The organism is Gordonibacter sp. 28C (assembly GCF_003339845.1).
Taxonomy (GTDB): domain Bacteria; phylum Actinomycetota; class Coriobacteriia; order Coriobacteriales; family Eggerthellaceae; genus Gordonibacter.
This window is the reverse complement of record NZ_PPTR01000002.1, coordinates 60,911-74,553: the sequence shown is the minus strand read 5'-3', so window position 1 is coordinate 74,553 and position 13,643 is coordinate 60,911. Positions and strand designations below refer to the sequence as shown.

Sequence of the window (13,643 nt, the reverse complement as noted above, 5' to 3'; positions counted from 1 at the left end):
GGTGCGCCGAGGGTAGGCTACCGGTCGGGTCGCGCGCTGGAAGGCGCGGCCCGACCGCGCGGACGCGTCGACGAAGGAGGGACGGCTATGTGCGGGTTGTTCTGCATCAAGTGCGGCAGATGCCGAGGGGAACAGAAATCGGCCGACTCCGCCGCGTGCATCCGCTGCGGGGCGAGCGTTCCGCTCGGTGCGGCGTTGTGCCCGCGGTGCGGGTCGCGCATGCCGCCCCCTCCGGGAATCGGAGGCCGTCCTGCGAACGCATCGCCGAAACCGAGCCGTCTCGAAGGGACGGTTCGGGCATCGATTACAGGAGGTGATTAGGGTGAGAGACGGCGCTGTCAAGACGCCCCGCTACGCGTGGGTCGTGGTGTTCGTCATTCTGTTTTCCGCGTGCGCCGGTCCGGTAAACATGTTCAACGTTCCTCCGGCCGCCTCGGTGATCATTCCTCGCTACGGGATAGACACCGTCGCCATCGGCATGCTGGTGTCGGTGTTCTCGTTCGCCGCGGTCGTCATGGCGTTTCCCGCCGGCGGCCTGTGCGACAAGCTGGGTTTGAAGAAGGTCGTCGTCATATCGGCCGGCCTCACGGCGGCGGGCTCGATCCTCGCCTGCTTCAGCGGGGGCAACTACGCGTTCTTCCTGCTCTGCCGCGTGATCATCGGTTTGGGTTTCGGCTTGTACCAGGTGGCGTGGCCTCCGCTGATGGGCATATGGTTTCCCGAGAAGACGCGCGGGACGGCCATGGGCATCATGGGTGCCTACGCCGGCATCGGCACCATCGTCGACCTCAACGTCATCCCGCGCTTGCTCGACTACGGCTACGACCTCGTGCTCGTGTTGTCGGCCGTGTGGTCGGTGCTCGCGCTCGTGGTGGTGTGCGTGATGAACCTCACTCCGAAGGTGAACTTCGTAGAGGAGGAGGCCAAGGGCAAGGTCATGCCGAAGGAGAGCTCTTGGGCCGATTTGCTGAAAACGCCGACCGCCTGGATGATCGGCATCGTGTTCCTCATCTTCGCCTGGATATGCGCGGGCGGCGTGAACACGTACTACCCGGTGTACCTGACGGAGGATTTCGGCATCGACGCGGTGACGGCGAACGCCATGGTGAGCGTGTGCAGCGGCTTGTCGGTGCTGTCGTTCGCCGTGGGCTTCACGATGGACTTGACGGGCAAGCGCAAGAGGTGGCTGATCGCCTTCGGGCTTTCGTACCTGCTGGGAGTCGTGCTCATGTACTCCATGCCCACCATTCCCGGCGTGTGGGCCGGCATCTTCTTCGAGGGCGTCGCCTGCGCGGGCATCCCGGTGTGCGTGCGCACGCTGGCGGTTGAGAACCTGCCCCCCGGCATGACGAACAAGGCGCTCGCGCTCATCACGTTCTGCACGACGCTCGGCATCGCGTTCGGCGCGTCCCTTTACGCGCTCGCCGCCGACGCCACGTCGTTCAAGGCCGCCGGGCTGGTTATGCTGGGCGGGTTGGCGCTCGTGTCGGTGGTGTGCTCCTTCTTCATCAAAGAGGCGAAGCGCAAGCATGACGGGGAATTGGTCGGCGAACCGCAGGAAGCGGTCGAATGCGACACGGCGGACGAGCTCGGCTGCAGCGCGGAAGGCTGGGAATAGGCAGGGCGGGATCGTGCTTCGCCGAAAGGCGCGCCTGTCAGGCCGCAACGTACGAGGCGCCAAGGGCGTGGGGCGGTTTTTCATACGCAGAGGCATAGCCCTGCCGGTATGAGAGTCGGCCTTCATACTCGCTTTGCCCCCGCCCCCTTGTTACCATGATTGGCAGTACCTATGCGGAACGCGGCGCCTCGGCGTCGCGTTCCATCGACTGCGTTTCAGGCAATAAGGCGAAAGGGGAGCCATATCATGAGAATGCCTTTGGACGAGCTCGTCAAAACCGACGGAAACCGCGAAGCGTTCGACCGCGTCATCGATATCACCGAGAAGCACGACAAGCCCGAGAAGCTGTTCCTCGTGGGCCCGAAGGAGTCCGGCAAGACCACGCTTCTGCGCGCCCGCCAGCTCGACAAGGACCTGCTCTCCACGAAGAGGGTGCTCTACCGCCCCTGCGCAGAGCTGCCCGAGGCCATGCGCGCCGAGGTCTACGACGGCTTCTTCGAAGATCTGGGCACCTACGAGGTGCTGTTCCTGGACGACTTCGAAGGGTTCTTCGAAGACGCGGAGCTGGGTCCCATGATGTGCAAGCTGCTGCTGGGCGAGCGCGCGCAGCACGGTTTGGACACCGTCATCACTTCGACCAAGCCCTTGTCCGAGTACGATCTGTCCGAGTTCGGCGGCATGTTGGACGACTTCGAGGAGATCGCCATCGAGGCGCTCGATGCCGACGGCCTGGTGACGTACGTGCAGGGCCTCGTCGAGGACTACACCGAAGAGGGCAAGAGCCCGGTGCTCGCGCCGGAGGCCATCGAGTACATCGCCCGCGATCTGGGCCAGACGCCCACGATGATCCGCAAGGCCACCCACTTCCTCATGACGCAGTACGAGGGAGAGCCGGGCGCGGAGCTTTCCCGCGATTTCGTGGAGCAGGCGCTGGCGTAAAGCCGGGGTAGGAGATCGCGGGAAAACGAGGGCCTGTCGCTTCGGCGACGGGCCCTCGTTTTCTTCGACGGGAGCTTGGTCGTAAAGCGCACGACCTTACGCATCAAACGGTAGCCCCGGATGCTGCCGGTTCGACGTCTACGAGCTTGATCCAGTAGACGATATCCCGTCCGGCAAGGGGATGATTGAAGTCGAGCGTCGCCACCTGGTTTTCGATGCTCACGACGGTGGCGGGGATCGGCTCGGCGTTGCGTGGCGTCGTCCAGCCGATTATGTGACCGACGGGGAGGTTCTCTCCGTTCGGTATACGGTACGTGGGCACGCGCTGCAGCGCTGCCTCGTCGCGCTCGCCGTACGCCTCGGCAGGTGCGAGTTCGAGGATCCGCTCATCTCCGGGTTCCATGTCCAAGAGCGCTTCTTCAAGCGCTCGCATGACTTGGTGCCGGCCTAAGATCACCTCGTGCGGGGTGCCCTCGCAGTCGTCGAATACCTTTCCGTCGGGAAAGCTTCCCCGGTACAAGAACCGGGCACGTTGCCCTTTGCTCGGCATGGCGCATCCTCCTTTCGATCCCGGCTCAGTGCCAGCGCTGGGAGGTGAGGAAGAACCCCTCGACGGGCTTGATCTCGCTGTCGTCGTCTACGAGCGCCGCCGCTTGTTCTTGGGCGTTCCCGCAGATTTCGCTGACAGGGGCTTTCGTTTCCTGCTCGTTTTCCGTCATCTCGGCCGGTGCGGCCTTCTTTTTTTCTTCCATGGTGTCCTCCTTGTCGCGGTTGCGGCCAGAAGCCGGGTTGGACGGGCGGCCGCCCCGCGGGTGGCTCGCATCGTCGGCGCTGCGGCTTCGCTTGCGTTCGATGGTACCCGCAACGGGACGGCGTGCCTATCGTAAGCGCGGTATGAGACGCTCCGATGATATCGTCCCTCGCATTCGATAGCGTGCCCTCGTGCGGTTCGCTATGGTTGCTTGCAGGGTGTTGGCGAAGGAGGGGCAATGGATGGGAAAGACGACGGCGCTCGAAAGGGAACGCGCCAGAATCCTCTTGCAATAGGATTGGTTATGCTGGCTGCCGGCGTGTCGGTAGCCATGATCCAGTACAAGGTCCCCACCATCTTAAGCGATCTCATGGTCCGGTTCTCGATGGATGCCGAGGCGGCGTCATGGCTCATGTCCGCGTTCACCTTGGTGGGTGTGTTCGTGGCTTTGCCGGCGGGGTTGCTCGCCCAGCGATTCGGCGCGAAGAACATGATGGTTGCGGCGTTGGGCATCGCTCTTGTCGGGTCTGGTATCGGCCTTGCCGCGGGAACGTCTGCGATGCTCGTTGCCTCGCGCGCGGTAGAGGGGGCGGCCTTAACCATTTTGACCACCTGCGGGCCTTTGGTGGTGCGGGCGTGCGTGGATCCTGGCAAGGTGGGCACCGCCATGGGGATATGGGGAATCTGGGGGTGCGTGGGTTCGACGGTGGCGGCCGTGGTAACGCCGACCGTGTTCGAGACGATGGGCTTCGCGGGCGTGTGGGTGGCGTTCGCCGCCGTTGTAGCCGTTGCGGCCGCTCTGGTTCTCGTTGCCGTGAGGATGCCCACCGCTCGGGCGGCGTCTTCCTCGGTTGACGGCCAATTGTCGGCAAAGTCCGTAGCCGAAGACCCGGTTGTGGCTCCCTCTTTGCGCGCGCACGGCCGGGAGCTGTTCTCGCGCGATGTTCTGCTCTTCTTCGGCGGATTTTCGACGTTCAACATCTGCCTTCTAGCGGTGCTCGCCTACGTTCCGACGATCCTTCAATCCCAAGGAGTCGATCCGACGCTTTCGGGGCTCATCAGCACGGCTCCCATGATCCTGTCGGTGGCGTCTTCGCCGCTGTTTGGCGTGCTCTCCGATCGAGTCGGCCGCTGCAAGCCCTTGCTGGTTGCGGCATGCGCGGTAATGGGCCCCTGCACGTTTCTCCTCTACACGGAAACCGACGCGCTTTTATGGACGGCCGTGGCAGTGATGGGTTTGGTCGGGATGGGCGGCGTCGGCCTCTTCCTTTCGGGATTCGTCAAGCTCTTGCCTCGACCCGAACTTGCGTCGCCGGGAATGGGCGTTATGGTGATGGTTCAGGGCTTGGGGCAATTTTTGGGCACGTTTCTTGTGCAAATGCTTCTCGGGCCCGATTTGAGCAACGTGTTTTTCGCGGGCGTTGTGCTCATGGGGCTGGGCTTGCTGGGAACCCTGCTGTTGGTCCTTTGCCGCTTCCGTTAGCACCTGGATGAGGAGGCGGGCAGCGCGTTTCATACTTCATGTACGATGGCTCGCTGCGGCCGGGGGTAGTAGAGTCCCCGGTAATAACGATGTCGGCGTTGGTCCTCGGAAACCGTCGTTCGATACGAGTCGAGATGTGCAGATGCCGAAAAAACGCTAGGTTTCCCGTGGGGGAAACGATCGATAGCGTAAGGTGAAAAGGCTGGTCGATGATGCTTTTTGTTGACTCGGCAGCTTGTCTATAACCTGAATGCACGAAGGGGGCTCGTTATGGATACTTCACCAGAGCGCGAGGATGCTGTCGAGGCACCCGTTCGGCCGATAGGCGAGAACGGTGGCGACTTCGAAGCGGTTTTGGTGGATGGCTGCCTTGGCTTCGGCGTGGGCATGGGCAACGGCGTGCTGATTCTCGTCGCATCGCTTTGCTCCACCGTCGACCTTCAGCAGGGAAGCGTCGTGGCGGTGGCCACGGCCCTTGTCGTGGCCACCGCGCTGCGTGCGGGCCAGCTCGCCGCGGACGCCCTGCAGACCGATCTCGGTCGCCGCGCCATTCTTTGCTGCCAGGCGACGGCCTCCGTCGCGGCAATGGCGGCCTTGGGGCTGTCCATCCCGCTGGCCTCTGCGGCGCTGGCTGGTGTCGGATTGGTGGCGACGGCCTTCCTGTACGGCCGCTTCCTCGAGCGACTGGCGCGCAAAGCCCTCATGCTCGTGTTCGACCTTGCGTTCATGTACGTCGGCCTCATGTTGCTCGTGTTCTCGCAGATGGCGTTTTGGTACTCGTATGCGATGCTGTTCGTATCGGTTGCGCTTTGCGCCGTTGTCTCCCTGTTGTTTGCGCGCAAGCCTTACCAGTACAGCGATCTGGTGGCCGCGGCCGACTCGAAAAAGCGCAGCATCAAGGTGAAGGGGAACAACCACACGCTGCTTCTGCTCGGATTCATGCTAAGCGGCTCTCTGCTGGCGTTTTTCCTCGGATATCCTCCCGAAATCGTGGTCGTTGCCTTGGGCGCTGCGGTCGGTTTGGCGGGAATATTCTCGCTTCTGCTCGAGCAGACCGACGAGCGCAGGTACAAGGAGGCTTTGAAGAAGAGCCCCGCCTTCACTGCGGCGCTCCTTTTGCTCCCCCTGCCGGTTTCGCCCAGCGAGGTGCAGCTCGCGCTTCTGTGCGCGTACACCTGCCTGGTGAGTCTGAACGTTATCGTCTTGCTGAACGCGGTGGTTGAAACGTCTCGTTTCGACATGATCTCGCCCGTGTGGTTGTTCGGGCAGGAGGGGTCGGTGTTCTTCGCGGGCATAGCCGTAGGAGGGGTTTTGTTCTCTGTTGGAGGGCTGGCCTCGGGGAACGCGCCGCTGGCGCTGTACGCGACCTGCGCGGCAGCGGTCGTCGCATGTGCGTGGATGCAGATTCGCGTGAACTACCAAGTGTACCCGTTCGAACCGGTTATCGAGACGAGCCTCGATGACGAGACGCGCGCATATAGAGAGTACGACGGCCAGCGCAAGACGCTCTGGCAGCAGAAGCGCGAGATCGCCTGCGAGCGCTACGGGCTTTCGCCGCGCGAACGGGAGATACTGCAGATCCTGCTCAAGGGGCGCGACGCCAAGTACATAACCGATACGTTCTACATCTCGCAGTCCACCGCGAAAACGCACATCTACAACATCTACCGCAAGTTCGGTATCCACTCCCGCCAAGAGCTTCTCGACTTCATCGAGGGCATCGAGGTTTCGGACGATTCCGGGGGTTTGGTCGGCGCCGCTGGCGATGAGGCAGTCTGAGGCTCGTTCGAGTGCCTCGTACGGGGAGCATGAGGTTGAGAAAAACCGCCTCGTATTCCTTCGAATGTTCGTTTTCCTCATTTGCGGCCCATTCCCGAGCTGCCTTTCGACGCGGAATAATCGCGTTGGTGCTCCGGGTTTCCTGACCCCGCGGGCGCGATCTTCGTTTATGGGGGAGCCGTAAACACCGGGGAAGAGAGCGAACATTACCGAAGGAGGGCCCTTATGGCAGTTAAAACCAAGAGTACGGATTCAAGTTACGGGTGGGTGGTGCTTGCCGTGACGTTTTTGGCCGGCTTCACCGCACCGGCCAATATGGCCAAGGTGACGGCGCTGGCACCGGTGGTCATGCAGACGTTCGGCTTCGGACCCGACACCCTGGGATGGGTAATCGCGCTGTTCTACGTGCTCGGCTTCGTCATGGCGTTTCCCACGGCAGGACTCATCAACAAGTTGGGCATACGCAACGTCGTGCTTATCGCCATCGGGTGTGCGGCGCTCGGCTCGGCCATAGGCGCCATGACCACGGACGTGACCGTGTTCATGATTAGCCGCTTCCTTGAAGGGGCCGGCATGGGCGTGATGGGCGTGGCGGGAGCCTCGGCCATCGCTCCTTGGTTCGCGCCCGAGAAACGCGGCTTCCCGCTGGGCATATGGGCCATGTGGGTGGCTTTGGCCATGTGCATCTGCCCGGTGCTGTACGGCTACGTGGTGGATTCGCTCGCCCTGCCGTGGCAGACGGTGTGGTGGGGCACGTTCGTGTTCGACATCGTGGTGGGCATCGTGTTCGTGATCTTCTATCGCGAGCCCGAGAAGCCCTTCCAGACTGAGGAGGACCAGCACGCGGGCAAAGCCGACTTCAAGCGCGCTCTCAAGAACCCTATGCTGTGGGCGCTGGGCATGATCTTCTTCTTCGACGAGGCGGCGTTCATGGCCATCAACGGCTTTCTGACCACGTACCTGACCGAGCAGTTGGCGACGACGCTGGTATGGGCCACGGGAATCGCCTCGGCGTTCGGCGTAGCCGGAGCCATTTGCGCTCCTTTGTGCGGCAAGCTGTCCGACTGGCTGAAGACCCGTAAATGGGTGCTGTTCTTCGCTCTGTGCGGCGGCGTCGCGTACACCGCCGTGGTGTTTATCTGCCCGATCCCCGAACTGTATTGGGGAATCATGGTCTTGGCCGGCATCGCGGGCGGTTTCGTGCCTTCCATCATCTGGGCCGCCACGCCCGACACGGTCGACCCCGACGACGTTCCCGTGGCAAACGGCCTTGTGGCCACGACGCAGAACCTCGGCATGTTCGTGGGCGCCATGTTCATGGGCAACGCCGTTGCGGCGTTCGGGTGGGCCACGGCATCGTACGCCGTGCTGGTGCCCTGCTACCTTATCTGCATCGTCATCTTCTTCGTCGGGCTGCGCAAACTCCGCTGAGCGGCTGAGAGGAGTACCGCATACCGCACGCAAAGACGGCCCTTTGGGGCCGTCTTTTGTATGAGGCGATGATCAGGTAAAACAGGATCGGGCGGACGTTATTCGAACGGGCGGTATGAGGGGTGCCGCGCCTTCGGGACGCAATTCGCAATTCGCGTACGATACCCAGCCGCCCTTCCGTGGCCTAGATTGCAGACAGTGCTCTGCCTCCCCGGACGGCGGGGCTTCGAAAGCAGGTGCCTCGCGGGTCGGATGTGCGGGGTGCCGCGTTCCGCGTCGGGTGCGAAGCCGATCGCATCCGCACCGTCGAACGCAGCAGGATGAAAGGAGCAGCGTTGATCCGCCTTGGTGTGCCCGGCCTTTCGGCCCGGCCGGGGCTCCCGATGCCAAGGCTGCGCGTGGTCGTTTTGCGCCGCGCGCGACGCTCCGGGTGCGGGCAGGACCGCCGGGGAGCACGAGGAAGCGAAGACGAGCAAAGGAGAGGGCATGAAGATTTTCAAAGGCCAGGGAACCGCCGATCTCGGCAAGCCGTGGCGCTACGTCGAGGACGGGCTCACCGTCATCCGCGGCTGCGCATGGTCACCGCCGGGCTGCCACCCCACCGGATGCGGCATCAAGACGTACGTGAACGATCAAGGCGAGCTGGTGAAGATCGAGGGTGACGAGAACCATCCCATAACCAACGGTCGCCTGTGCGTGCGCTGCCTGACGATTCCCGACTACGTTTACAACCCCGATCGCGTGCGCCATCCCATGAAGCGCGCTCGCGAGGATCGCGGCAAAGACGCATGGGAACGTATCACCTGGGAAGAGGCGTTCGATCTGCTTGCCGAGAAGGTGAGTTACTACAAGGACCGCTATGGAGCGGAGTCCATCCTGCTCATGGGCGGCACCGGCCGCGAAGGCGGCCCCATGCTTCCCGCTTACGCCCACTCGGCGCTCGGAACGCCGAACGCCTGCTACACGCAGTCGGGCTATTCGTGCTACATCCCGCGCGTGGCTGGCACCACGTACGTGCTGGGCGCGACCTACCCCGAGATGGACTACGCCGGCGGTTTGCACGGGCGCTACGACGACCCCGCGTTCACGCTGCCCGAGGTCATCGTGTTCTGGGGCAAGGAGCCGCTGCCGTCGAACGGGGACGGCCTGTTCGGCCATGCGGCTATCGACATGATGCGCCGCGGTGCGAAGCTCATGAGCATCGACCCCCGCGTGAACTGGGTGGCCACGCGCGCCGACTGGCACCTGCGCCTGCGTCCCGGAACCGACGCGGCGCTCGGCATGGCCATGCTGAACGTCATCATCTCCGAAGACCTGTACGACCACGACTTCGTGGAGAAGTGGTGCTACGGCTTCGACGAGCTGGCCGAGCGCGTGCGGAGCATGCCGGTCGACAAAGCCGCCGAGATCACGGGTGTCGACGCCGATCTCATCTGCGAGGCGGCGCGTGCTTACGCCTCCGCGAAGCCGGCGCAGATCGCTTGGGGCTTGGCTATCGATCAAAAATCCAACGGCGTACAGGCCGGGCATTGCGTGCTGGCCCTCGAGGCCATTACCGGCAACATCGACGTGCCGGGTGGACAGCTCATCGGCGACGTGAACGACGGGCTCGAGCTCGGCTTCGGGTGGAACAACCTGGGTCCGGAGCTGCAAAGCAAGATCATGGGCATCAAGGAGTATCCGGCTTACGTGGGCTTAGTGTTGAACGCCCAGTGCGACATGGTGCTCGACGCGTTGGAGACCGGCGAGCCCTACGAATTCAAGATGGGCGGCTTCGAGGACACGAACTTCCTTGCGGGCACGTGTGCGGCGCAGCCGAAGCGCTGGCACGACGCCATGGTGAAGAACCTTGAATGGTGCTTCGGCATCGACGTGTGGATGACTCCCACCATACAGGCATGCTGCGAGCTTTTCCTGCCGCTTTCCACCACGGTCGAACACGACACGGTCGTCTATACCCACTACGGCGCTTCGCCCATCATGGCCGGTGCCGTGAACAAGTCCATCACCGTGGGCGAGGGCAAAGGCGACTGCGAGATCATGTACGAGATAGGCAAGCGCTGCATGCCCGAGAACTACGAGCGGTTCAAGGATTACTACGACTTCCTCGAGTACTACCGCCTCAACAACAAACAGACCTTCGAGGAGCTGCGCGAGGAGGTGGTGCACCAGAAGGTGGAGACATTGTCCTATCGCAAGTACGAGTCGGGCAAGCTGCGTCCTGACGGCAAACCGGGCTTCAACACCCCCACCGGTCGCGTGGAGCTGTATTCGACGATGTTCCGCCAGTTCGGCGAGGATCCGCTGCCGTATTACGAAGAGCCGCAGCTCAGCCCCGTGTCCACGCCCGAGCTCGCCGAGCAGTTCCCGCTCGTGCTGACCACCGGGGCCCGCACGTACTGCTACTTCCACTCCGAGGGCAAGCAGATTCCCTATCTGCGCGAGATGAATCCCGATCCGCTCATCGAGATCAACCCCGCCGACGCCCTGCGCTTCGGCGTGGCGGACGGGCAGTGGGTCGAGGTGGAGAACCCGTTTGGCAAGGTGGTGCTCAAGGCGAAGGTGTCCCAGATCGTGAAGCCGGGCGTCGTCCACGCCCAGCACGGGTTCTGGTTCCCCGAGAAGGACGGAGAGGAGCCGAGCCTGTACGAGGTGTGGCGCTCGAACATCAACGAGCTCGTTCCGCACAAGTACATCGGGAAGCTCGGGTTCGGGTCGCCGTTCAAGTGCCTGCTGTGCAGCGTGAAACCGGCGGACAAGAACTACGACACGGACATGCAAGAGGTTTGGGATCGCTTCGGAAAGCTGGTGAAGTAAATGGCTGCTTACGGACTGCTCATCGATTACGAGTTCTGCACGGGTTGCCAGTCGTGCGAGGTGGCCTGCAAAGAAGAGCACAAGATTCCCGTAGGGCAATGGGGTATCCATCTACTTGACGACGGCCCGTGGGAGTGTGGCGACGGCAAGTTCAACTGGAACAAGATACCCGTGCCCACCCGCCTGTGCGACCTGTGCGCCGCGCGCACGGCGAAGGGCAAGCAGCCCAGCTGCGTGCACCACTGCCTGGCAGGCGTCATGCAGTACGGCACGGTCGAGGAATTGGCGCGGGAGTTGGAGGAAAAGCCCAACCAGGTGCTGTTCGCCCCGTTGCCCTACCAGTACTAAGTGGCGTTGCGCCCGCCTGTTTGGACGGGGAAAGGGTCCGGCTACCATGCCGAGCCCGGTTCCTTCGCGCGGATGCGACGAGTATGCAACAACGAGAAGGAGAGCAAGATGCGGGAAGAAGACTACAGGGCCGCGAAAGCGGTGAAGCTCGACACACTTGCAGACGTGAACGACCTCGGCAAGCCTTGGCGCTACGAGGAGGACGGCATGACGGTGACACGCACGTGCCCCTGGTCGCCTCCCGGCTGCCATCCGGTCGGTTGCGGCCTCAAGCTGTACGTCAACGACGAAGGACGCCTGGTCAAGGTGGAGGGCGACGAGAACCATCCGGTCACGCAGGGCCGCCTGTGCCCGCGGTGCATCGCGCTCAAGGACTACGTCTACAATCCGGCGCGCGTTTTGACGCCGCTGAAGCGCGACCGCGCCGATCGTGGCAAGGCGGAGTCGTGGGAGGAATGCTCATGGGACGAGGCCTTTGCCATCGTCAAGGAGAACTACGAGCGCATCTGCGCCGAATACGGCCCCGAATCCATCATCGGCATGTCCGGCACCGGCCGCGAGGGCGGCACGATGTCGCTGTATCCCACCATGGTGTTCGGCACCCCGAACTACTGCTACATGCAGTCGGGCTATGCCTGCTATACCCCGCGCCTGGCCGCCGCCGCTTATATCACGGGCACGACGTACGCCGAGTGGGACTACTCCGGCGCGCTTCCCGGCCGCTGGGACGACGAGCGCTATGAGCTCACCGAGTGCATCGTTATGTGGGGCAAGGCGCCGCTCGAATCGAACCCCGACGGATTCTTCGGGCATGCGGTGGTCGACGCTATGCGGCGCGGCACGCGCATCATCCAGATAGACCCGCGTGTGAACTGGCTTTCAGCGCGTGCCGACATCCACTTGCAGCTGCGCAGCGGCACCGACACGGCGCTGGCCATGGCCATGCTCAACATCATCATCGACGAGGATTTGTACGATCATGATTTCGTGGAGTACTGGTGCTACGGATTCGAGCAGCTGGCCGAACGCGTGCGGACGATGCCTCCCGATAAGGCGGCTGAGATCTGCGAGGTTCCGGTCGAGAAGATCTACGCCGCCGCCCGCATGTACGCCGCGGCGAAACCAGCCGCTATCATGTGGGGCCTCGCTGTCGATCAGAAAACCGACGGCATGCAGAACAGCCAGTGCATCATCTCGCTGCAGGCCATCACCGGCAACCTGGACCGTCCGGGCGGCCAGCTGCTTCCCGGCGCCGACGCCGGTCACAACGAGCTGGGCTTCGGCTACAAGGAGTGCATTCCCGACGAGTTGTTCCAAAAGATGATCGGCATGGCCGAGTATCCGGCGTACTGCAACATGATCTTGAACTCGCAGGTTGACCGGATGCTGGAAACGCTCGAAACCGACGAGCCGTATCCCATCCGCATGGGTTTCTACATGGGCGACAACGCGCTGACCAACTGCTCTATGGAGCCGAAGCGCTGGCACGACGCCCTTATTGAGAGGCTGGAATTCTGCATCGGCATCGACACGTTCATGAACGCCTCGATCCAGGCCACATGCGATTTGTTCCTGCCCATCGCCACGGTGGCCGAGCGCGAGGGCACCGTGTTCACTCACTACGCTCCCTGCACGGTGACGGCGGGTTTCATGCACAAGGCCATCGATTGCGGCAATTTGCCTTCCGACATGGAACTCGCGTACCGTTTAGGCAAGTTCCTGCATCCCGAGCGCTTTGCAAAGTGGGCTAACGAGCACGAACTGGTGGAGGCGTTCCGCTTGGGCGTGGAAGAGCACGGGGAGTACTTCGACCGTGTTTCTCAATGCGTGGTGGCGCAGGTGCCCATCGACTACTACAAGTACGAGAAGGGGCTTCTGCGCCCGGACGGCCAGCCCGGTTTCGCTACTCCTACGGGGCGCGTCGAGTTGTGGTCGACGGCGTACAACCAGTTCGGCGAGGACCCGCTGCCGTACTACCTCGAGCCTGAATTCAGCCCGGTGAGCAAGCCGGAGCTTGTCGAGAAATACCCGCTTATCCTGACCACCGGCGCTCGCACCACGGCGTTCTTCCATTCCGAGCATCGTCAGATCCCGTATCTTCGCGAGCTCAATCCCAACCCCATCGTGGAAGTCAATCCCGCCACGGCCAAGCGCTACGGCGTGGCCGACGGCCAGTGGGTGCGCCTGTGGAACATGTTCGGCGAATGCTTCATGAAGGCGAAGGTGTCCGAGATCGTGGACGAGAAGACCGTTCACGCGCAGCACGGCTGGTGGTTTCCCGAGGAAGACGGCAGCGAGCCCAACCTCTACGGCAACTTCCGCTGCAACATCAACAACCTCCTTCCAAACGGCCATATGGGCAAGCTCGGTTTCGGCGCGCCTAACAAGTGCCTCATCTGCAACATCGAGCCCGTGTCCGAAAGCTACGACACCGACATGGACTTCGTTTGGGAAAAATTCGGAAAGCTGGTGTGAAC

General features: G+C 62.7%; 10 protein-coding genes. 8 read left to right on the top strand and 2 right to left on the bottom strand.

Annotation, left to right across the window (positions count from 1 at the left end; genetic code table 11):
• Positions 1-322 precede the first annotated feature (322 nt).
• The gene (locus tag C1878_RS02730) at positions 323-1,618 is read left to right on the top strand and encodes a CynX/NimT family MFS transporter (protein WP_158539684.1); all 1,296 of its coding nucleotides are present in this window, start codon (positions 323-325) and stop codon (positions 1,616-1,618) included.
• 246 nt (positions 1,619-1,864) lie between these two features.
• Positions 1,865-2,557 (top strand): hypothetical protein, encoded by a 693-nt coding sequence (locus tag C1878_RS02725; RefSeq protein WP_147272892.1) that lies wholly within the window; start codon positions 1,865-1,867, stop codon positions 2,555-2,557.
• A 103-nt stretch (positions 2,558-2,660) separates the two neighbouring features.
• Here C1878_RS02725 and C1878_RS02720 read toward each other — a convergent pair whose 3' ends face one another.
• The gene (locus tag C1878_RS02720; RefSeq protein ID WP_114600183.1) at positions 2,661-3,107 is read right to left on the bottom strand and encodes a peptidylprolyl isomerase; all 447 of its coding nucleotides are present in this window, start codon (positions 3,105-3,107) and stop codon (positions 2,661-2,663) included.
• 25 nt (positions 3,108-3,132) lie between these two features.
• Positions 3,133-3,309: a hypothetical protein gene (locus C1878_RS16510; RefSeq protein WP_158539682.1), complete on the bottom strand. Its 177-nt coding sequence runs from the start codon at positions 3,307-3,309 to the stop codon at positions 3,133-3,135.
• Positions 3,310-3,546: 237 nt separating this feature from the next.
• Between C1878_RS16510 and C1878_RS02715 the strand changes: the two genes are divergently transcribed.
• The 6 genes from C1878_RS02715 to C1878_RS02690 all read left to right on the top strand — a co-directional run bounded on the left by C1878_RS02715 (position 3,547) and on the right by C1878_RS02690 (position 13,641).
• Entirely contained in the window at positions 3,547-4,791 is a 1,245-nt protein-coding gene (locus C1878_RS02715; RefSeq protein ID WP_114600182.1) for a CynX/NimT family MFS transporter, read from the top strand.
• 270 nt (positions 4,792-5,061) lie between these two features.
• The gene (locus C1878_RS02710) at positions 5,062-6,570 is read left to right on the top strand and encodes a LuxR family transcriptional regulator (protein WP_114600181.1); all 1,509 of its coding nucleotides are present in this window, start codon (positions 5,062-5,064) and stop codon (positions 6,568-6,570) included.
• 225 nt (positions 6,571-6,795) lie between these two features.
• Positions 6,796-8,001 carry a nitrate/nitrite transporter gene (locus C1878_RS02705; protein WP_114600180.1) on the top strand — a complete coding sequence of 402 codons (1,206 nt, stop codon included), beginning with the start codon at positions 6,796-6,798 and terminating at the stop codon, positions 7,999-8,001.
• Between the two features lie 486 nt (positions 8,002-8,487).
• A complete protein-coding gene (locus C1878_RS02700; RefSeq protein WP_114600179.1) occupies positions 8,488-10,818 on the top strand; it encodes a molybdopterin dinucleotide binding domain-containing protein in 2,331 nt (776 codons plus the stop codon).
• Positions 10,819-11,166, top strand: a complete 348-nt coding sequence (locus C1878_RS02695) for a 4Fe-4S dicluster domain-containing protein (protein WP_114600178.1) — start codon at positions 10,819-10,821, stop codon at positions 11,164-11,166. It abuts the gene before it with no gap.
• 108 nt (positions 11,167-11,274) lie between these two features.
• A complete protein-coding gene (locus C1878_RS02690) occupies positions 11,275-13,641 on the top strand; it encodes a molybdopterin-dependent oxidoreductase (RefSeq protein WP_114600177.1) in 2,367 nt (788 codons plus the stop codon).
• The last annotated feature ends 2 nt before the right edge of the window (positions 13,642-13,643 follow it).